Origin of the sequence: Bacteroides sp. 14(A) (assembly GCF_000526555.1) — a bacterium.
Lineage (GTDB): Bacteria > Bacteroidota > Bacteroidia > Bacteroidales > Bacteroidaceae > Bacteroides > Bacteroides cellulosilyticus.
Genome location: NZ_JAGH01000002.1, coordinates 1,102,162 through 1,123,653, shown reverse-complemented (window position 1 = coordinate 1,123,653; position 21,492 = coordinate 1,102,162). Strand labels below are relative to the sequence as shown.

The 21,492-nt window shown below is 43.4% G+C and carries 13 protein-coding genes and 1 pseudogene; 13 read left to right on the top strand and 1 reads right to left on the bottom strand.

Going from position 1 to position 21,492, the window contains the following annotated elements; genetic code table 11:
• Nucleotides 1-231 precede the first annotated feature (231 nt).
• From K429_RS0111700 to K429_RS0111665, 8 genes and pseudogenes are all read left to right on the top strand, one after another.
• On the top strand, nucleotides 232-1,362 hold the full coding sequence (locus tag K429_RS0111700) for an aldose epimerase family protein (RefSeq protein WP_026367042.1): 1,131 nt from the start codon (nucleotides 232-234) through the stop codon (nucleotides 1,360-1,362).
• A gap of 338 nt (nucleotides 1,363-1,700) precedes the next feature.
• Nucleotides 1,701-3,340, top strand: a pseudogene (locus K429_RS28680) (alpha-L-fucosidase).
• A gap of 81 nt (nucleotides 3,341-3,421) precedes the next feature.
• On the top strand, nucleotides 3,422-5,782 hold the full coding sequence (locus tag K429_RS0111690) for a PDZ domain-containing protein (RefSeq protein ID WP_026367041.1): 2,361 nt from the start codon (nucleotides 3,422-3,424) through the stop codon (nucleotides 5,780-5,782).
• A gap of 274 nt (nucleotides 5,783-6,056) precedes the next feature.
• Nucleotides 6,057-6,440 carry an L-rhamnose mutarotase gene (locus K429_RS0111685; RefSeq protein WP_007211630.1) on the top strand — a complete coding sequence of 128 codons (384 nt, stop codon included), beginning with the start codon at nucleotides 6,057-6,059 and terminating at the stop codon, nucleotides 6,438-6,440.
• Between the two features lie 86 nt (nucleotides 6,441-6,526).
• Nucleotides 6,527-8,071 (top strand): alpha-L-fucosidase, encoded by a 1,545-nt coding sequence (locus K429_RS0111680; RefSeq protein ID WP_026367040.1) that lies wholly within the window; start codon nucleotides 6,527-6,529, stop codon nucleotides 8,069-8,071.
• A 359-nt stretch (nucleotides 8,072-8,430) separates the two neighbouring features.
• Nucleotides 8,431-11,247 (top strand): TonB-dependent receptor, encoded by a 2,817-nt coding sequence (locus tag K429_RS0111675; protein WP_026367039.1) that lies wholly within the window; start codon nucleotides 8,431-8,433, stop codon nucleotides 11,245-11,247.
• A 30-nt stretch (nucleotides 11,248-11,277) separates the two neighbouring features.
• Entirely contained in the window at nucleotides 11,278-12,207 is a 930-nt protein-coding gene (locus tag K429_RS0111670) for a metallophosphoesterase (RefSeq protein WP_007211626.1), read from the top strand.
• Nucleotides 12,208-12,347: 140 nt separating this feature from the next.
• On the top strand, nucleotides 12,348-13,640 hold the full coding sequence (locus K429_RS0111665) for a WD40-like domain containing protein (RefSeq protein WP_026367038.1): 1,293 nt from the start codon (nucleotides 12,348-12,350) through the stop codon (nucleotides 13,638-13,640).
• 236 nt (nucleotides 13,641-13,876) lie between these two features.
• Here the strand turns inward: K429_RS0111665 and K429_RS0111660 are convergent, their stop codons facing one another.
• On the bottom strand, nucleotides 13,877-15,679 hold the full coding sequence (locus tag K429_RS0111660) for a mechanosensitive ion channel family protein (protein ID WP_026367037.1): 1,803 nt from the start codon (nucleotides 15,677-15,679) through the stop codon (nucleotides 13,877-13,879).
• 120 nt (nucleotides 15,680-15,799) lie between these two features.
• Here K429_RS0111660 and K429_RS0111655 point away from each other — a divergent pair, with 120 nt between their 5' ends.
• The 5 genes from K429_RS0111655 to coaD all read left to right on the top strand — a co-directional run bounded on the left by K429_RS0111655 (nucleotide 15,800) and on the right by coaD (nucleotide 21,491).
• A complete protein-coding gene (locus K429_RS0111655) occupies nucleotides 15,800-16,759 on the top strand; it encodes a calcium/sodium antiporter (RefSeq protein WP_026367036.1) in 960 nt (319 codons plus the stop codon).
• Nucleotides 16,760-16,785: 26 nt separating this feature from the next.
• Nucleotides 16,786-17,835, top strand: a complete 1,050-nt coding sequence (locus K429_RS0111650) for an AraC family transcriptional regulator (RefSeq protein WP_227087405.1) — start codon at nucleotides 16,786-16,788, stop codon at nucleotides 17,833-17,835.
• 74 nt (nucleotides 17,836-17,909) lie between these two features.
• Entirely contained in the window at nucleotides 17,910-19,046 is a 1,137-nt protein-coding gene (locus K429_RS0111645; RefSeq protein ID WP_007211621.1) for a hypothetical protein, read from the top strand.
• A gap of 124 nt (nucleotides 19,047-19,170) precedes the next feature.
• Nucleotides 19,171-21,042: a DNA topoisomerase IV subunit B gene (locus K429_RS0111640; RefSeq protein ID WP_007211620.1), complete on the top strand. Its 1,872-nt coding sequence runs from the start codon at nucleotides 19,171-19,173 to the stop codon at nucleotides 21,040-21,042.
• Nucleotides 21,039-21,491: a pantetheine-phosphate adenylyltransferase gene (coaD, locus tag K429_RS0111635; RefSeq protein WP_007211619.1), complete on the top strand. Its 453-nt coding sequence runs from the start codon at nucleotides 21,039-21,041 to the stop codon at nucleotides 21,489-21,491. The genes K429_RS0111640 and coaD overlap by 4 nt, the downstream gene beginning before the upstream one ends.
• The last annotated feature ends 1 nt before the right edge of the window (nucleotide 21,492 follow it).

Sequence of the window (21,492 nt, the reverse complement as noted above, 5' to 3'; positions counted from 1 at the left end):
ACATTGCCCCTACAAGTATAATATAAACACAACATTACTACAGAAAGTGTTAAAAACTACCGAAAGCACCCCTTACCACTACCATAGATCTCAAGAATGAACAAATAGTTTTATTTTTTGGTGCTATACTACTACGATTTCAAAACAATCTTCACTACGTTTGTAATAAGTAAAAGTTACGCATAATGCAACTACTTATCACAATGCCACAGTCACTTTAATTAAAACTATATGAATAAACTGATTCTTTTGGTATGCACAGTTCTGATGGCTGGATGTACCGCAACTACAAAAGAAGAACTGACCGAATCCGGATTGAAGCGAAGCGATTTCCAGACAGAAGTCAATGGTGAGAAAACGGACTTGTTCGTTCTGAAGAACAAGAACAAGATGGAAGTGTGTGTCACTAATTTCGGAGGCCGCATCGTATCGGTCATGGTTCCCGACAAGGATGGAAACATGAAGGATGTGGTACTGGGCTTTGATTCCATACAGGACTACATCAAATATCCGTCTGATTTCGGAGCAAGTATCGGACGATATGCCAATCGTATTAACCAGGGACGCTTCACACTGGATGGTGTGGAATATCAATTACCGCAGAATAACTACGGTCATTGCTTGCATGGCGGTCCGAAAGGTTTCCAGTATCGTGTGTACAAAGGGGTACAGAAGAGCGACCAGGAATTGCAACTGACTTATCTGGCAAAGGACGGAGAAGAAGGATTCCCCGGCAATCTGCAATGCACCGTTATCATGAAACTGACAGATGACAATGCCATCGATATACAATATGAAGCAGAAACGGATAAACCTACCATCGTCAACATGACCAACCATTCTTACTTCAACCTGGATGGTGATCCGTCTACGGATAACTCCGCTTACCTGCTGACACTGAATGCCGATAGTTATACTCCGGTAGACAGTACTTTCATGACAACCGGCGAAATAGTAACAGTAGAAGGAACTCCCATGGATTTCAGAAAGCCCACCGCTATCGGTGCCAATATCAACCAGGACTTTGAACAGTTGAAGAATGGCAACGGAATCGATCATAACTGGGTTTTGAATACTCAAGGAGATGTAAACAAGGTGTGTGCCACCCTTGAATCACCGACTACCGGCATCATTCTGGATGTTTATACCAATGAACCCGGTATACAGGTATATTGCGGCAACTTCCTGGATGGAACTTTGACGGGCAAGAAGGGAATCGTTTATAACTTCCGTGCATCTGTCTGCTTGGAAACACAGAAGTATCCTGATACACCAAATAAGCCGGAATGGGCATCGGCGGTATTAAGACCGGGAGAAAAGTATCATAGCGAGTGTATTTATAAGTTCTCGGTACGTAAATAAAATCTGCCCTTTTTGACAAAAAAGAAAACAATATATTGCAAGAAATAATATATAGATTATTCTAACAATATCCCATGATATAAACAAGCCGCAGGCCAATGACACAAAGTCTCGCCTGCGGCTTTACTATCTACCTCAACTTAATAAAGGGAAACGATTTTATTGATCCTTCAAGGTTTTATCGATTTTATCCACATAAAAATCTATTCCATCCTATCACAGCCCGCATTTTAACAGAAAAGCATCGATATATTCCACAATAAACGCTTTTAAGTCCTACCCAATCCATCCATTAATCCGTATCTTTGCAATGTACAATAGAAACAAAATTAATACCTATGAGAACCAAAATATTACTAGCTTCTTTAGCGCTTTCGATAGGAACACTATCTGCGCAGAACTATCAGGTACCGATATCGGAAAAAAATGAATCCATGATGCAAGGCAAATTCCAACCCACATGGAACTCACTGGAAAACTATCAAGTTCCCGAATGGTTCAGAAATGCGAAATTCGGTATCTGGGCGCATTGGGGGCCGCAATGTGTGGAAGGTTCGGGTGATTGGATGGCACGCTCCATGTATCTGGAAGGGTCATCGGAATATAAACATCACGTCGAGCACTATGGTCACCCCTCTGAAGTAGGCTTCAAAGATATTATCCCTTTATTCAAAGCTGAAAAATGGGATCCAGACAAATTAGTTGAATTCTATAAAAAAATAGGTGCACAGTATTTTTTCGCCTTAGGCAATCACCATGACAACTTCGACCTTTGGGATAGCAAATACCAGCCATGGAATTCAAAGAATATGGGACCGAAACGTGATATCCTGGCAGAATGGGAGAAAGCCGCACGCAAGTACGAACTTCCATTCGGCATCAGTTTCCATGCTGACCATGCCTGGACTTGGTATGAACCCGCTCAACGTTATGACAGGAAGGGACCCAAAGCCGGTATTCCTTATGATGGTACATTGACAAAAGCTGATGGCAAAGGCAAATGGTGGGAAGGGTACGACCCGCAGGATTTGTATGCACAAAACCATCCGATGAGTGAAAAAAGTTGGGCTGACGGTATGATTCACAGCCAATGGGCTTGGGGAAACGGAGCATGTTTACCTACACAAGAATATTGCACAAACTTCTATGACCGTACAGTAGACGCTATCAACCGCTACAACCCTGATCTTATTTATTTTGACGTAACAGTAGCTCCATTTTATCCGGTCAGCGATGCCGGACTGAAAATCGCAGCTCCTTCTATAACCATAACATAGCAACTCACAAAGGGAAACTCGAGGCCGTTATGTTAAGTAAGATATTAGATGAAAACCAACGTAAGGCCATAGTTTGGGATGTAGAACGCGGTGCCCCCAATCAAATTATGGAGCAACCATGGCAATCTTGCTCATGCATCGGAGGATGGCATTATAATACAGCTATCTACGAGAACAATTGGTATAAATCCGCAGCAGATGTTGTAAAACTGTTAGTTGATATCGTTAGCAAAAACGGTAATCTACTGCTCAGTGTCCCATTACGGGCTGATGGTACTTTTGATGAAAAGGAAGAGAAGATATTGAATGAGTTTGGAGAGTGGATAAATATTAATAAAGAAGCAATTTTCGATACACGCCCCTGGGAAGTATTCGGCGAAGGACCGATAGCCGAAGCTGATATCAAGATTAATGCACAGGGATTCAACGAAGGAGCATATAGTAAGGCTACAGCACAGGAAATCCGTTTCACTCAGACAAAGAAGGCCTTGTACGCAACAGTGCTGGCTTGGCCAGAGGATGGAAAAGTTGTTATAAAATCATTATCAGCCAACCAAAAGTTATATTCCGGAAGAATTAAGAAAGTAGAATTGCTGGGATATGGGAATTTGGATTTCATCAGAACTTCGGAAGGCCTCCAGATAAACCTCCCTGAGAAAAAGCTCAATAATATCGCTCCGGTTCTTAAAATAAGGAAATAAGAAAGAACGTTGATGGAGTAGATTCAAAATCGGTATGAAAGATCTTAATTTTGCTAGCTGGTATAAAACAACTATCGCACCATGAAAACACCCCAAATAGTATTCGCTTTATTTTTATTGATAATTTTAGTATCGACAGGCAGTCATGCACAATCGGTATACTATGTATCCCATTCTACTTCATTGAAAGAGGATGGAAGCCAGGCATATCCTTACCACTCGATTCATAGAGCAATCGAAAAGGCCAAGGAGGATAAGAATAGTGTGACAATTTACTTAAGAGAAGGAAAATACATTCTGGATAAGCCAATAGTATTAACTCCGGAAAACAGCTGTGATTCGAAAACTCTAACCATAAAAGCATACCCCGAAGAAAACGTTGTTTTGTCAAGTGGCATTTCATTGAACCTGAAGTGGGAGAAGTACAAAAAAGGCATCATGCGGGCAAGCGTTTCGGGAAATCCAATTATGGATATGCTCATTGTAAATGGAAATATAAGACATATGGCCCGTTTCCCCAACTATGATAAGGAGGCGGTTCGATTTAATGGCACATCCGCTTTAGCTACAGACCCGGCGAGAGTAAAAAAATGGAAAGATCCGGAAGGGGGTTATCTACATGCCATGCACAAGCATGACTGGGGGGATTTTCATTATCGCATTATAGGCAAAACCCCAAAAGGTGAACTACAGTTGGAAGGTGGTTGGCAAAACAATCGTCCAATGGGAATCCATAAAGAGAATAGGATGGTGGAAAACATCTTTGAAGAACTGGATGCTCCCGGAGAATGGTATTATAACCAAGATGAAGGTTGGTTGTATTATTATCCTTTACCAGAGGAGAACATTAATGAGGCGACCTTTGAAACTCCGCAACTTAAACATTTGATTGAAATCGTAGGAAAAGAATCCGCACCGGTGAAAAATGTAACCATTGAAGGGATAGAACTCACGCAAACCGTTAGAACGTTTATGGAAGATTATGAACCGCTTCTTCGTTCGGACTGGACAATATATCGAGGTGGTGCCGTTATATTCAGAAGAACAGAAAATTGCATTTTACATGATTGTTATATCCATAACGTAGGAGGCAATGGCATATTCTTTGATAAATATAATCGTCATTCGGCAATAACCGGTTCTTTCCTGACTTCCATCGGAGCTAGTGCCATCTGTTTTGTCGGAGATCCGGCAGGACTACGGTCTCCGAGTTTTAGGTACGAAGAGTTTGTCACCCTGGATAAAATGGATCGTGCTAAAGGTCCTCTAAATGAGAATCACCCAGCCTATTGTGAGGTATATAACAATTTGATATGTAATATCGGTTTGTTTGAAAAGCAAATAACCGGAGTAGAACTGTCCATGTGTCGCAATATTACGATTAGCCATAACAGCATTTACGACACACCACGTGCCGGAATAAATATTAGCGAAGGCACATGGGGAGGACATATTATTGAACACAATGACATCTTTAACACCGTAAAAGAGACAGGAGATCATGGTTCTATTAATTCTTGGGGACGTGATCGTTTCTGGCATCCGGATTATAATGTCATGGCACAAATCGTTTGTGAACACCCGGCATTAATTCTGGCAGATATAGTTAACCCCATCATAATTCGCCACAATCGTTTACGTTGTGACAGAGGATGGGATATAGATTTGGATGATGGTTCCAGCAATTACCAGATTTATGATAACCTGTGCTTGAATGGAGGAATTAAATTGAGAGAAGGATTTTATCGAACTGTTGCAAACAATATTTTAATCAATAATACACTCCATCCGCATTTATGGTTTAAAAATAATGGAGATGTTTTTTCACATAATATTGTAATGACTGAATATAAGCCTATTAATCTTAATGGGTGGGGAAAAATGGTAGATTATAACATTTTTACCGACAGTGCGGCATATATTGCAGCTCGCAGATGGGATAATGACATTCATTCCATAGTAACAACAGTGCAATTTGTGGATGCCGCAAAAGGTAACTTTAATGTAGCTGATGATTCTGAAGCCATAACCAAAGGAGGATTCCATAATTTTTCAATGAATGACTTCGGGGTATTATCACCTCATCTAAAACAAAAGGCGAAAACACCTTTGATGCCGGTACCACTTATGGCAAATAATGCCATGGATAGCTCCATCATGACTTGGAAGGGGATTACACTCAAAAGCTTGAATACATTAGGAGAACGTTCAGCTACAGGTATGGATGTGGAACGCGGGGTTTATGTGATTTCTGTCGACGCTTTAGGAAGTCCTGTTAGAGATTTTATCGCTCCCAATGATGTTATACTAGGCATAAAAGGAATTCCTGTGAACAATTTGGAAGACTTGAAGGAAGCATTGAAACATATTGTTGCGAAAGAAAAAGCTGAAATCACTATTTTCAGATCACAGAAGGAGCAAAAAGTTATTATAACCTTTTAATACTGTACAGAACTTCTAATGGAGCAATTACCAACCTTAATGGGCATTTTCCAATTGTTGCCCCCCAAACGTACGACTCCGATAACTTTCATCGGGTATCAACCTATGAAAATAGGTTCTCAGAGTATTCATATTAGGATTACCCACGCACTGAGCTGAATAAATCTTTCAGCATGTGATCGATTTCACAGAGAGTCATTGGCACTAATAAAGATATAAAATTGAAACAGGATAAGGATTGATGATTATTAGGAAATAACTTAAAACATATAAAATGAAAGAAAAGGGATATCGGATAAACGAATATGGTTGCCCTGTAAAAAGGTATTGTCAGACATTAAGCCTTAAAAAAGATCCGGAACTTATTGCAGAATATCGCAATATTCATAGTCGGGAAAAAGCTTGGCCTGAAATTAGACAAGGAATTCGCTCCATAGGGATACTAGAGATGGAAATATACATATTGGGCACATATTTATTCATGATTATAGAAACACCTCTTGATTTTGATTGGGAAACAGCCATGGATAGGTTGTCACGCTTACCCAAGCAAGCGGAATGGGAGAACTATGTAGCTAAGTTTCAGGAATGTTCTCCTAACAGCAGTTCTTCAGAAAAATGGAAGTTAATGGAACGAATATTCCATCTATATGAATAGTAGCTCAAAAAATATAAGCGTTTTTACCTTGGCAAGCTAGAATATTAAATGTTATTGTTAGTCGGCTTTATTAAATACATTGAAATATGGGAAAGTACATTTATCTTATGTTGACTTTGGCTTTATGCGCCTCCTGTCAATCTACAAGCAAGAAGTCTTATAACATAGACTCAGTTGCTTCGCCTAAAGGCACAGAAATTTTCCAGCCCAATTGGGAAAACATAGCAAAGAACTATCAGTTCCCCGAGTGGTTTGTCGATGCTAAATTTGGCATATTCATTCATTGGGGAGTTTATGCTGTCCCGGCCTACAACAGCGAATGGTATTCACGAGATATGTATCAGAAAGGACACCATTCTTATAAACATCACATTGAAACATGGGGGCCGCAGGATAAGTTTGGTTACAAAGACTTCATACCTTTATTCAAAGCCGAAAAATTCAATGCCGAAGAATGGGTAGAGTTATTTAAGAAAGCTGGAGCTAAATATGTTGTTCCTGTTGCAGAACATCATGATGGTTTTTCCATGTATGACAGCGACTTGAATGAATGGAATGCCGTAAAGATGGGACCGAAAAAGGACATCATAGGATTATTGAAGAAAGCCATAGAGAAAGAGGGACTTGTTTTCGGACTATCCACTCACAGAGCCGAAAATGCCTGGTTCTTCAATGGTGGAATGAATTTCCCCTCTGATGTGCAGGATACAACCATCACCTTGTATGGCAGAAGATATGACAACGAAAAATATACTGAAGATGTGGCCCGTGAATGGCTTACCCATACCTATGAACTAGTGGATAAATACCAGCCCAAGCTCATCTGGTTCGACTGGTCAGTTAACAATCCGGTATTGATGCCATACTTTAATAAATTCATGGCTTACTATTACAACAGTGCATTAGATTGGGGTGAGAATGTAGTGGTAAATACCAAACAAGGGTATCCGACTGATGTTCAAGTATGGGACGTAGAACGGGGCAAGTCCGGAAAGATGATGCAATTCCCTTGGCAAACGGACACTTCCGTAGGTAAAAGATCATGGTCGTACATCGATGGAGAAGAAAATAAGACTCCGGAACAAATTGTACACGACTTAATTGATATCGTCAGTAAAAACGGAAATCTACTGCTGAATATAGGTCCACGTGCAGATGGAACCATCACTGATGAGCAAAAAGAAGTACTGCTTTCTATTGGCAAGTGGCTGGAAGTAAATGGAGAAGCTATTTACGGCACACGATGTTGGAAAAAGTTTGGAGAAGGTGACACTGAACCAGCAAAAGGTTCTTTCTCTGATAATGCAGCAACGGCTTACACAGCCCAAGATATTCGCTTTACAACAAAAGGTAATGACTTCTATGCTATTGTTTTGAATTGGGGCAACGATGGTGTTTTAGTGAAATCCTTGAATAAAGAAGCCATAAATGATGCCAAAATACTAGGCATAAATCTTTTAGGTTCTGATGAAAAAATCAATTGGGAACAAACTGATGAAGGCTTAAAAATAGCTTTCCCCGAAAGGAAACCCTGCGATTATGCTTACTCATTTAAAATATCTTTCGACAAGAAAGTTGGAGAACATCTTAAATCGGAAGCAATCAATGAGGTGATGAAGCATGGCTCTTAATCTGGCTTATGCAAAGTATTTGGTCCTATGGTCAATCCAATTGGACCTTACTCCCGGCACAAAAGTTCCCCAGTCAAAGTCTCACACCGGACCAGCCTTCAGCTTATCCCCCTGTCCTTATTACCTTCCCATCCTTGTAAGCCGCCTGCAATGTGGCAGCGGCTTCCTGCAGTCCTTTCACGGATTCCTGCAAACATAAGAAAAGCCTCGACACGATGATAAAAGGGAAGATACTTTTATTCTCGACCGCCGTAACAGAATCGTAATCAATTTGTCACTCTCTCTTCAGCGATTCGTAAGGCAAGCGTAATCATAATCCTCTACTTTTGCGGCAAATTCATTAACGTATCATAACAAGTATGAAACACATTTTTAGAGTATTTACGCTCTTATTCTTATTTACAGCGGTCAGCAATCTGACAAAAGCTGATGAGAAAACAAACGTAGTAAAACAAGGCACTGTACGCGGTCGTATCATCGACACTTCAAAGCAAACCCTTCCGGGTGCCTCCGTTTACATTGAAAAGCTACATGCCGGCGTAACGAGTGACGTCAACGGCTTCTACACTTTCCCTAATCTGGAACCGGGAACTTACACCGTAAAAGTAAGTTATGTAGGCTACTCACCTGTGGAATTAAAAATAACGATTCCCGAAGGACGTACCCTGGAGAAAGATGTCATACTGAACGAAGGACTCGAACTCCAGGAAGTGGTAGTAGGTGGAGCTTTCCAGGGACAACGCCGCGCTATTAATTCACAGAAAAACAGCCTCGGTATCAAGAATGTGGTTTCTGCCGACCAAGTAGGCAAGTTTCCGGATTCTAACATTGGAGATGCTTTGAAACGTATTTCAGGTATCAACGTACAGTATGACCAAGGCGAAGCCCGTTTCGGACAAGTACGTGGAACAAGTGCGGATATGAGTTCCGTCACCATCAACGGCAACCGAGTTCCTTCTGCTGAAGGCGATACACGTAATGTACAGCTCGACCTAATCCCTGCGGATATGATACAGACGATCGAAGTGAATAAAGTCGTTACTCCGGATATGGATGCCGACGCCATCGGTGGCTCCATTAATTTAGTGACCAAGAACTCTCCTTATAAGCGTTTCATCAGTGCCACTGCCGGAACCGGTTACAACTGGATTAGCGACAAAGCACAATTAAATTTAGGATTTACTTATGGTGACCGTTTCTTCAACGACAAATTGGGAGTCATGCTTTCCGCTTCTTACCAGAACTCGCCTTCCGGTTCGGACGATGTTGAATTTGTATGGGACAAAGATGTAGAAACCGGAGAACTCTGCATCACCGACTACCAGGTTCGTCAATACTACGTCACCCGAGAGCGTCAAAGTTATTCCGCCGCCCTCGACTGGGATATTAACGAAAACCACAAACTCACCTTTAAAGGTATCTTCAATAATCGCAATGATTGGGAAAACCGTTACCGCCTCACCGTGAAAGGTATCAACCTGGAAGAGGATGACAATGGCAACGAATACTGTTCTATTAACAACAAAGGTACCATGCGTGTACAGACCAAAGGCGGCACGCCCGATAACCGCAACGCCCGTCTGGAACGTCAACGCACCATGGACTTTACCCTCGGCGGTGAGCATCTCTTCGGCAAACTGGATACAAGATGGAGTGTTAACTACGCCAAAGCCAGCGAAGAACGTCCCAACGAACGTTACATCGACTATCAGCTGAAAAAACAGAAATTCAATATGGATCTGAGTGACGAACGTAAACCACTGCTTACTCCGCAAGAAGGTTCAACCATGTATCTGAACGATGATTTCAGCCTGAAAGAAGTGACCGAACAACAAGAAGACATTCAGGAAAAAGACTTTAAGTTCAAACTCGACTTCAGCCTGCCGCTTACGAAAGGAGAATTCGGAAACCACCTGCGCTTCGGTGCCAAAGTAGTACATAAGACTAAGGACAAGGAAATTGACTTCTACGAATATACCCCGCTGGATGAAGAAGGTTTCGACAAAGCCAGTCTGGCTGCTGCCGTCGACCAGAATCGTGACGGATACATTCCGGGAGATCAATACAAAGTAGGCAGTTTCGTAAGCAAAGAATATTTGGGATCTCTCGACCTGAATAATGCAAGCCTGTTCGAAAAAGAGCAAGTGCAAGAAGAACTCGCCACCAATTTCAAGGCAAAAGAAACTGTCGCAGCCGGTTATCTGCGTTTCGACCAGAAACTCGGCAAGAAGTGGGATCTGATGTTCGGATTACGTCTGGAAAATACACATGTGAAATATTCCGGTAGCCAATTCGATGCAGATGAAGAGAAAACAACCCGCACGCCCTACGAATCGGATAGTTACCTAAATGTACTTCCCTCCGTCCTGGTGAAATATGATGTAAACGATGACTTCAAGGTACGCGCTTCGTTCACCAACACCATTGCACGCCCCAAGTACTCCGCCTTGGCGCCCAACATCACAATTAAGCGCAGCGACAACGAGATTTCCCTCGGTAATCCGGGATTGAAGCCGACACTCTCCTATAACTTCGATCTGAGTGGTGAATATTATTTCAAAAGTATCGGTCTCGTCAGTGCCGGCATCTTCTACAAGAAGATTAACGACTTCATTGTAGACCAGACATTGCGCAACTATAGCTACAACGGAACCACCTATACTAAATTCAGCCAGCCGCGCAACTCCGGCAATGCTGATCTGCTGGGTGTGGAAGTAGCCTATCAACGCGACTTCAGTTTCATTGCCCCGTCCTTGAAGTGCATCGGTTTCTACGGAACTTACACCTATTCTTACTCCCGGGTAGATAACTTCAACTTCGAAGGACGCGAGAATGAAAGCAGCCTGCGCCTCCCGGGATCTCCGGAGCACACAGCCAATGCTTCACTCTTCTTCGAGAAGTCAGGATTAAGTATCCGCCTCTCTTATAACTATGCATCTGCATTCATCGATGAAATGGGTTCGGAAAAGTTCTATGACCGTTACTACGATGCTGTGAATTATATGGATGCCAATGCCAGCTATACTTTCGGCAAGAAGTTAAAAACGACCTTCTATGCTGAAGCTAACAACCTGCTGAACCAGCCTTTACGCTACTATCAAGGTACAAAGGATCGCACGATGCAAAGCGAACACTACGGTATAAAGGTAAATGCAGGTGTGAAAATCAATTTCTAACCACTTAAGTAACAATCAAAAAATATCATAATGAAAAAAGTATTCTCTCTCCTTTTAGTTATTCTCCTCAGTAATTGGGCTGTCGCACAGATAACGGACTATTCCATATTCGACAAGAAATTCAATTTTTATGTAGCCAACGATCTCGGCCGCAACGGCTACTACGACCAGAAGCCCATAGCCGAGCTGATGGGAACCATGGCCGAAGAAATAGGCCCCGAATTTGTAGTTGCCACCGGAGATATACATCATTTCGAAGGCGTACGCAGCGTGAATGATCCGTTGTGGATGACAAACTATGAGCTCATCTACTCTCATCCGGAACTGATGATCGACTGGTTCCCCGTGCTCGGCAATCATGAGTACCGTGGCAACACACAGGCGGTATTGGACTACACCAGCATCAGTCGCCGCTGGACCATGCCCGCCCGCTACTATACAAAGGCATTTGAAGACAAAGGTACCACTATCCGCATCGTCTGGATAGACACCGCCCCTATGATGGACAAATACCGCAATGACTCCGCCACCTATCCCGACGCGTGCAAACAGGATTTACAAAAACAACTCTCTTGGATCGACTCTGTACTGACCAGTGCCAAAGAAGACTGGATCATCGTAGCCGGACACCATCCCATCTATGCAGAAACTTCGAAAGATGACAGCGAACGTCTGGATATGCAGAAACGTCTCGATCCGATACTCCGCAAGCACAAGGTAGACATGTACATCTGCGGACATATCCACAACTTCCAGCATATTCGCAGGCCGGGAAGTGATATCGACTACATTGTCAACTCAGCCGGTTCCCTTGCCCGCAAAGTGAAACCCACAGAAGGAACCGTCTTTTGTAATCCGGAACCGGGCTTCTCTGTAGTATCTGCGGACAAAAAAGAACTGACATTGCGGATGATTGATAAAAAAGGCAACATACTGCATACCATAAGCCGAAAAAAATGAGAAAGGCCTGTTGGCGAAATTAATTCCATTGACGATAGTCATGAAAACGAATTCATTCGCCAACAGGTTAAAAAAAAGAGATACAGCTTTATATGTCAAAGGAAAGCAATATATTTGTGCCTATCAAATATACAAACGCTATGAAGAAGTTATCTCTCTATCTACTACTCTGTCTACTAATTGCCGCATGCGTTAAAAACGACGACAAAGACGAACCCATCCTGGTAACCGACATTGTAATGCCTGCTCAGACCAGTTTTAACCCTGGTGATAAAGTCACGATTAAAGCACAAGGTATCCAACCCGGTGACGATATTATGTTCGAAATCTATTGGCCGCTCCCCGACCAACCCGCCCTAAACTATCAGGGATATGCTCTTGGAGTATCGCCTGTCATGATTGAACAGACCACTACAAGTATCACCTTCCTGGCACCGGGACATTATCCTGCCTCAACCACCAAGGTACGTCTGCGTCGCTCCGGTGAGATCATGACGCTTGGTGAGATTTCGGTAACCAACGGCGAAGCACCCAAAGAGTTCCAACTCTACGGCATTGTAAATTCTCATTCCGACACGAGTTATGATAACTGCATTGAGCACGTAAACCTCACAGATGGCAGCCCTAAGAACATAGTAAAATTGGCAGAAGACCAGAAAGATTTCTCCTGTGTAGTCAATGTCCCGGAAAGTCAGAACCTCTGCGGAATACAGACGATAGATGGAGTGCGCAAAGTATTCAGCTACGATCTTTCCATGCATTTCTGGCAAGATATGGGACTTGAAAACATATTGACCCTTTGCAACGGCCAAAGCTCTATAATAGCCGTAAGGCAAATATCCACCGATGAAGTGATATTGGCAACCACCGGCTCCTGGCCCTACACCCGAAACATGGATCAAGCTCTAACACGCCAATATAAACTGCCTGCCAATATAAAGCTCGAATCCTTGACACGCTATCCCGGTGTACAAGGCGGCGGCAGCCAACTGCTACTCTCGGCCGCTAACGGAAACAACAGCTTCATCCCCGTTGTACTGGATCTGCAACAAAATAGCGGGAAAATATACATTGGCGATCCGATACAGGCTACCGCACTCATTCCCTTCTGGACAATAATCAGCGGAAAAGATACCGGAACTACTAAATATGTGCGTACCGGTGGATATGCCGTAGTAAGAGCCGATAATGGCCAGACAGAACTGTGTCTTTGGAATCAGACAACAATGAGCTTGGATGAGCCTTTTGCCACATTCCCCAATTCGGCACGTTCAGTAACCATGCTCGCCCAAGATACAGAGACGATGAAAATCTATGTATTGTTCGAAGGTTATCGGAACGGCAGACTGATTTATGCCTACGACTTAGTGAAAAAGGACTGGCAGCAGGTTACAGACAACTATCCTTATTCGGAAATTGTAGCCGCACAATAAAGACACTTCATTTTCTTTATCATCCGCAGCCCTGTCGGACGACTTTAGCAACATTACAAACGGATAACTATCTGTGCGATAAAGCACTTAGTGTTCCACTACATTCACTCGTAGTGGAACACCCGTTCACCCCTATTGGGAAGTACCTTCACTCATAGTGGGAGATGCCTTCTCTCGTAGTGGGAATCAGTTTCAATCCTACCGGGAGGATCGCTCATTCCCGCACCGGAAAAGGCTTACTTTTTCGGTCGCAGATCATCCTTAGGTATCGTCGTCGCACTCCCGTCGCGTGTAGCAATATAATGTGGAGACATAATTTCTATACCCTCTTCATTAAATCTATCCTGGATATTCTGGTGCAAATCGGAATAAACCTGTGCCAACTGGTTAGCATCTTTAATATATGCATTCACCTGATAGACCGGGTAATAATCCTGAAGAGACGTTTCCAATATAAACGGACGCGGATCATCTACCACTCCGGGAGTATTCAGAGCAGCCTCAACCAGAAGTTGATGTGTCTTCCGCCAGGGAATATCATACCCCACACTCACTTCCGAATGGATAATCAGCCCGTAGTCACGTGCCGACTGACTAAAGTTTACCGTATGCGAAGACATGATGAAAGAGTTCGGAATCGTCACCACCTCATTCTTCGGTGTACGGATGCGCGTCACCAACGGAGTCTTCTCTATTACATTTCCCGTAGTATCATTCAGCTTGATGCGGTCGCCCAACTTAAAGGGACGCATATAGGTGATTACCAATCCCGCAATAATATTCCCGATCACCGTACTCGAACCCAACGAAACAATCAAGCCGACAAAGACCGATATCCCCTGGAAAACGCCCGACTTGGAACCCGGCAGATAGGGATAAATCATAGCAATCATAAATGCATAAAGCAGGAAACGCACAATGTGAAACGTTGGCATAGCCCAATCGGCATAGAAGCCACTTATCTTCAGCCGCTCCGATTGAATTTCACTGGCAAGATAATGCACCAACCTCACCAGATACTTCACGGCAAGCCATATCACAAAGATGGTAAACAGGTTGGGAACATATTCTACTATACCCAGGAAGATGCTCTTTATAGGGTCCCATATATACGAGAATAACTTATAAGCAAGGTCTTTCGTTTGGGGAAATATGGAGAAAAGCAACGGCACCGTCAATATCAACTGGAGCAGCATTACGGCATATCGCAACAGATTTGCCAGGAAGACAAGCAGATTCACCTGCTTCTGCGTATCCAGCAATTCATATTCCTGAATGGAGATAGGTTTCAGTTTGGTATCCTTCAATCGTTGAATACGTACTTTCAGCTTATTGAACAACCAGGTGGTGAGTTTAAACAGCAGATACTGACCTATGATTACAAGAATGAAATAGAGAATACGTTTGCCAAGCTGCCACAGACTATGTTCGTCCTTCATTACCTTCAGCTTGTCTACGATCACTTTACGTTTGGCAGCCGCCAACTGGTCGCGCGAGCAACCTTCCCACAGGCCATCCTGATCCGTAAAAGAAGAAAGAACCTTATTACCGTACATCAGATCGGTAACAATATCACTGCTCTCTAAGTAAACCGAATCCGGTTGCAGATTAAATCGCTTGCCCAGTTCCGTTATTGCCGCTGCATTCATTTCGGCACGTTGCTGCGGAGTATGACCACCACGCTTGGCAAACAGGTAATATAGCGTATCGCCTTCCACCACCACCGGCACGCCTGTTGTCATCCGCCTGAGCGAATCAATACGCAATCGCTGCTTTGCCAGCTTCAGGGAGTCCGCCGCATCATACTTCAGCCTCATTTGCTCTATCTCCATCCTGAGATTAGCCTCATTCAACCTTGCAACCTCCAAATCCTCTTTCATCTTCAGCAGATGAATCGAGTCTGTATCTGCCCTTTGAGCAACAACAGTCCCCAAAGTATCGTCATTAAAGACATCTAATACCTTCTCTACCAACTGGGCAGATGCAACGCCCGCAGGCAACAGCAAGAACCAAAGACACAACGCACGTATTCCCTTCATATAAAAGCCCTTAATCATGTTATTTAGAAACAACAAATTAATTAACGTGCCAAACATACGGAATGTTTTTCGCTTTTCATGAAAGGAATTAATTATATTTGCACAAAAAACAGAATTCTCATGGATATTCTTTCTCTTCTCGGAGGTCTTCTCCTCATCCTTTTAGGTGCCAACGGACTCACAGACGGAGCCGCATCCATCGCCAAGCGCTTCCGCATCCCTTCCATTGTTATCGGCCTCACCATCGTAGCTTTCGGAACTTCCGCTCCCGAACTGACGGTCAGCGTCTCTTCGGCTCTGAAAGGCAGTGCGGACATCGCCATCGGAAACGTTGTAGGCAGCAATATCTTCAATACACTGATGATTGTAGGCTGTACGGCACTCTTCGCTCCAATTGTTATTTCCAGAAATACACTGCGCAAGGAAATCCCGCTCTGTATCCTATCCTCCATAGTATTGCTGATTTGCGCGAATGATGTCTTTCTGGATCATAGTTCTGAAAATATAATCAGCACTACAGACGGACTGTTGCTGCTCTGTTTTTTCATCATTTTCCTCGGATATACCTTTGCCATCGCTTTTCAAGGGAAGAAAGAGGGAGAGACAGAAGAGGAAATCAAACAACTTCCCATGTGGCGATCCATACTATATATAATAGGTGGGCTGGTGGCACTGATTGCCGGCGGTAATTTCTTCGTAGATGGCGCCAGCGGCATTGCACGCAATCTGGGAGTAAGTGAATCCGTCATCGGACTGACTCTGGTAGCAGGCGGCACCTCTCTGCCCGAACTTGCAACCTCCATTGTCGCCGCCTTAAAGAAGAATCCGGAAATTGCTATCGGAAACGTGATTGGCAGTAACCTGTTCAACATCTTCTTCGTACTGGGATGCAGCGCTTCCATCACACCGTTGCACCTGACGGGCATCACGAATATGGATCTATTGGTACTGGTAGGCTCCAGCATACTGCTATGGATATTCGGATTGTTCTTCGCCAAACGCACCATTACCCGCATAGAGGGCAGCATACTGATACTTTGTTATATAGCATACACCACCGTACTCATTTACAACGTTTAATGGAAGGCATCAATATATCATACTTCATGAATGGAGCTGCATTCATGTTTTTCGGATATGTCAGTTTTCGTTTGCTTACACATAGGCCACGCTCACGCATTCAGAGAATACTGGGGCTAACTCTTGCTTTCTGGGCATTACTGGAACTCAAAGATATATTACTCTATTTCCCTTCACTGAAAACCGAACGTTTGGTCAACTCCCTGCTATTCATTGACGGATGGGCAGTTGCCGCCTGCTCCTTCTATCTTCTGGAATTAACAGCGCCCGGATGGCTCAACTGGAAGAAAGTATTTTCACTTCTCAGTCCCTATCTTGCATTTACAATTGCCTATTTGTGCACCTTTTATGCCCCTATATTTCCTTTTTATTTCGGATTTATACTGATCTATAGTGCAATTATTGTACTTATAGTAACTTTTGCCGCTCGCCGATATCAACGCTATATACGCAATAATTACTCTTATTCGGAACATATCGATGTGGCATGGTTGAAAAAAGCCACATTTATTCTCGCCATCTGCTTGGTGACATGGGTATATACCAGCATAAATATTACAGGTTGGGGAGATACTATTTATTACATATCCTCAGTTCTCTTATGGTCTGTCATTGTCCACTATTCAGCTTATCAGATCAGCATCTCCATGCCAAACAACCTGAAAGGCAACCTGCTGTCTAAAAAAAACATAGAAGAGAAAGAAGAGGTTGAAGAAGAACAAGAAAACGGTTCTTATTACGCCTTTCAGGAAATACTGCACAAAGTAATGGAAGAGCAACAACTCTACCTTAACCCCAAGCTTACTATCAGTGACGTAGCCAATGCCATCGGAACAAACCGCACCTACTTATCCTCCTATTTCAACAATAAGCTGAATATCACTTTCTACGACTATATAAACAATCTCCGCATTGAGAAAACCGGCAAGCAATTACTGGCTACCTATCCTTACACCATGAATATAGACGAAATAGCCGAACGTTCCGGATTTAACTCCACTTCCACATTCCGACGTGCTTTCTTCAAAAATACGGGTATGACACCTTTACAGTATCGGAAAAGCATACAGAAATAGATTAGTTTTTATCTCTGCCACGTGGTATTTTAAAGATTATCATGTATCTTTGCCACTTCATTAGACATAAAATTATGGCAATAACAATCAAAAAAGTTTCCACAATGAAAGAATTGAAACGGTTCATCCGCTTCAATTACCGGCTATACAAAGGCAACCCCTACTCCGTTCCCGATCTCTACGACGACATGCTCAACACTTTCAATAAAAAGAAGAATGCGGCGTTTGAATTCTGTGAAGCAGAGTATTTCCTGGCTTACCAAGACAATAAAATAGTGGGCCGCGTAGCTGCCATAATCAACCACAAGGCTAATAAAACCTGGGATAAAAAGAATGTCCGTTTCGGCTGGATTGATTTCATTGATAACCCGGAAGTATCCGATGCCTTGATCCACACGGTAGAAGAATGGGGAAAAGAACGTGGAATGACTCACATACAAGGCCCGTTGGGCTTCACAGACTTCGATGCGGAAGGCATGCTGATCGAAGGCTTCGATCAACTCAGCACCATGGCAACCATTTACAACTATCCTTACTATCCGCAACACATGGAGCGTATGGGATTTGAGAAGGAAGCTGACTGGGTGGAATATCAGATCTACATTCCGGATGCCATACCGGACAAGCACAAACGCATCTCCGATCTTATCCAGCGTAAATATAATCTCAAGATTAAAAAATATACATCTGCAAAGAAGATTGCCCGCGACTATGGACAGGCCATCTTTGAGTTGATGAACGAAGCTTATAAGCCCCTGTTCGGTTATTCCGCTCTGTCCCAACGGCAGATTGACCAGTACGTGAAAATGTATCTCCCCATCGTAGACCTCCGCATGGTGACGCTTATCACAGATGCCGACGACCAGCTTATTTGCGTAGGCATATCCATGCCATCCCTGTCCGAAGCTCTACAGAAAGCTCATGGACGGTTATTACCCTTCGGATGGTACTATCTGCTGAAAGCACTGTTCATGAAACGGCGTGCCAAAATGTTGGATTTATTGCTTGTTGCCGTGAAGCCGGAGTACCAGAACAAAGGTGTTAACGCATTGTTATTTTCCGATTTAATTCCGGTTTATCAGAAATTAGGTTTTATATTTGCAGAAAGCAACCCTGAACTTGAAATGAATGGCAAAGTACAAGCCCAATGGGAATACTTTGAAACCAAACAACATAAACGGCGCAGGGCGTTTATTAAAGAAATTAAATAAAAAGGGGACAAGGAGACAAGTTAACAAGGAAACAAGGGGTTGCACTATATTTGCACTATTATAAAGCAGACTCTTTCCCTCGTCAACTTGTCAACTGCAGACCTCGTCAACTAAATAAGAGTTTATGGAAGAAATCAACGGACTGATGCCCGAAGGCAATGTAGAATATACGGAAGACAACATTCGTCATTTGGACGACATGGAGCACATCCGTGTCCGTTCGGGTATGTATATCGGTCGTTTGGGCGACGGTACGCAGAACGACGACGGTATCTATGTATTGCTAAAAGAGGTAATGGACAACAGCATCGATGAGTTCAAAATGGGTGCTGGTAGACGGATCGAGATTAACATTGAGGATAATCTCCGTGTCAGTGTGCGCGACTATGGTCGTGGTATTCCGCAAGGAAAGCTGATTGAAGCGGTGAGTAAACTCAATACCGGCGGTAAGTACGACAGTAAAGCTTTCAAGAAAAGTGTCGGACTGAACGGCGTAGGTATCAAAGCTGTGAATGCACTTAGCAGCCGCTTTGAAGTACGTAGTTATCGCGAAGGTAAAGTCCGTATCGCCATCTTTGAAAAGGGTAATCTCCAGAGTGATGTAACGGAAAGCTGTAACGAGGAAAGCGGAACTTATATCTTCTTTGAACCGGACAGCACGTTATTCCTGAACTATTCCTTCCAGGCTAATTTCGTGGAAACGCTGTTGCGTAACTACACGTACCTGAATACAGGACTTTCCATTATATACAACGGCCAGCGCATTATTTCACGCCATGGACTGGAAGATTTGCTGAACGACAATATGACCGCACAGGGCCTTTACAATATCATCCATCTGAAAGGAGAAGATATTGAAATAGCCTTTACGCATACGAATCAATACGGCGAGGAATACTATTCCTTTGTCAACGGCCAGCATACCACACAGGGTGGAACACACCAAAGTGCACTTAAAGAACATATTGCCCGCACCATCAAGGAGTTCTACAACAAAAACCAGGAATATGCCGACATCCGCAACGGTATTGTTGCCGCCATTGCCATCAATGTGGAAGAACCCCAGTTTGAAGGACAGACCAAGACCAAACTCGGTTCCCCCTCCATGTCTCCCGGCGGTGTAAGCGTGAATAAGTATGTAGGCGACTTCATCAAAACAGAGGTAGATAACTATCTCCACAAGAATCCGTTGGTTGCGGAAGTCATGCTGCAAAAGATACAAGACTCCGAAAAGGAACGTAAAGCCATTGCCGGTGTTACCAAACTGGCACGTGAGCGCGCAAAGAAAGCCAACCTGCACAACCGCAAGTTGCGCGATTGCCGTTACCACCTCAATGACGGCAAAGGAAAGGAACAAGAATCCGAGTCCTGCATCTTTATCACTGAGGGTGATTCTGCCAGCGGCTCCATCACAAAGAGCCGTGACGTAAATACGCAGGCTGTATTCAGTCTTCGTGGTAAACCGTTGAACTCATTCGGGCTGACAAAGAAAGTGGTATACGAAAACGAAGAATTCAATCTGCTACAAGCTGCCCTGAATATAGAAGACGGCATTGAAGGATTGCGTTACAACAAGGTGATTGCCGCTACCGATGCTGATGTGGACGGTATGCACATCCGGTTGTTGCTCATCACATTCTTCCTGCAATTCTTCCCCGATCTGATAAAGAAAGGGCACGTCTATATCCTGCAAACTCCGTTGTTCCGCGTGCGCAACAAGAAAAAGACAATTTACTGCTACACGGAAGAGGAACGGCAAAAAGCCATTGCCGAACTGAGTCCCAATCCTGAGATTACGCGTTTTAAAGGTCTGGGAGAGATCTCCCCTGATGAATTCCGGCATTTCATCGGCAAAGATATGCGTCTGGAACAAGTTACTTTACGCAAAACGGACCTCGTAAAAGAATTATTGGAATTCTACATGGGTAAAAATACCATGGAACGGCAAAACTTTATTATTAACAATCTGGTTATAGAAGAAGATCTGGCATCATGAGAAGAGCAATCTTTCCGGGAACATTCGATCCTTTCACTATCGGACATTCATCGGTAGTGACCCGCGCACTGACTTTTATGGATGAAGTCATTATTGGAATTGGTATCAACGAGAATAAAAACACCTACTTCCCTATTGAGAAGCGCGTGGAGATAATACAGAAATTCTACCGGAACGAGCCACGAATCAAGGTCTACTCCTATGATTGCCTGACGATTGATTTTGCCCGGCAGGTAGACGCGCAGTTTATTGTTCGCGGTATCCGTACCGTGAAAGATTTCGAGTATGAAGAGACCATTGCCGATATCAACCGCAAACTGGCAGGTATTGAAACCATCTTGCTCTTTACCGAACCCGAACTGACATGTATCAGTTCGACTACTGTCCGCGAGCTTCTACAGTTCGGCAAAGATATCAGCCAGTTTATCCCCGAAGGAATGGATATTTAAT

Bases quoted from the DNA above. Each gene is read 5' to 3' on its own strand.
- K429_RS0111700 (WP_026367042.1), top strand. From the start codon at position 232: ATGAATAAACTGATTCTTTTGGTATGCACAGTTCTGATGGCTGGATGT.
- K429_RS0111690 (WP_026367041.1), top strand. From the start codon at position 3,422: ATGAAAACACCCCAAATAGTATTCGCTTTATTTTTATTGATAATTTTA.
- K429_RS0111685 (WP_007211630.1), top strand. From the start codon at position 6,057: ATGAAAGAAAAGGGATATCGGATAAACGAATATGGTTGCCCTGTAAAA.
- K429_RS0111680 (WP_026367040.1), top strand. From the start codon at position 6,527: ATGGGAAAGTACATTTATCTTATGTTGACTTTGGCTTTATGCGCCTCC.
- K429_RS0111675 (WP_026367039.1), top strand. From the start codon at position 8,431: ATGAAACACATTTTTAGAGTATTTACGCTCTTATTCTTATTTACAGCG.
- K429_RS0111670 (WP_007211626.1), top strand. From the start codon at position 11,278: ATGAAAAAAGTATTCTCTCTCCTTTTAGTTATTCTCCTCAGTAATTGG.
- K429_RS0111665 (WP_026367038.1), top strand. From the start codon at position 12,348: ATGAAGAAGTTATCTCTCTATCTACTACTCTGTCTACTAATTGCCGCA.
- K429_RS0111660 (WP_026367037.1), bottom strand. From the start codon at position 15,679: ATGAAGGGAATACGTGCGTTGTGTCTTTGGTTCTTGCTGTTGCCTGCG.
- K429_RS0111655 (WP_026367036.1), top strand. From the start codon at position 15,800: ATGGATATTCTTTCTCTTCTCGGAGGTCTTCTCCTCATCCTTTTAGGT.
- K429_RS0111650 (WP_227087405.1), top strand. From the start codon at position 16,786: ATGAATGGAGCTGCATTCATGTTTTTCGGATATGTCAGTTTTCGTTTG.
- K429_RS0111645 (WP_007211621.1), top strand. From the start codon at position 17,910: ATGGCAATAACAATCAAAAAAGTTTCCACAATGAAAGAATTGAAACGG.
- K429_RS0111640 (WP_007211620.1), top strand. From the start codon at position 19,171: ATGGAAGAAATCAACGGACTGATGCCCGAAGGCAATGTAGAATATACG.
- coaD (WP_007211619.1), top strand. From the start codon at position 21,039: ATGAGAAGAGCAATCTTTCCGGGAACATTCGATCCTTTCACTATCGGA.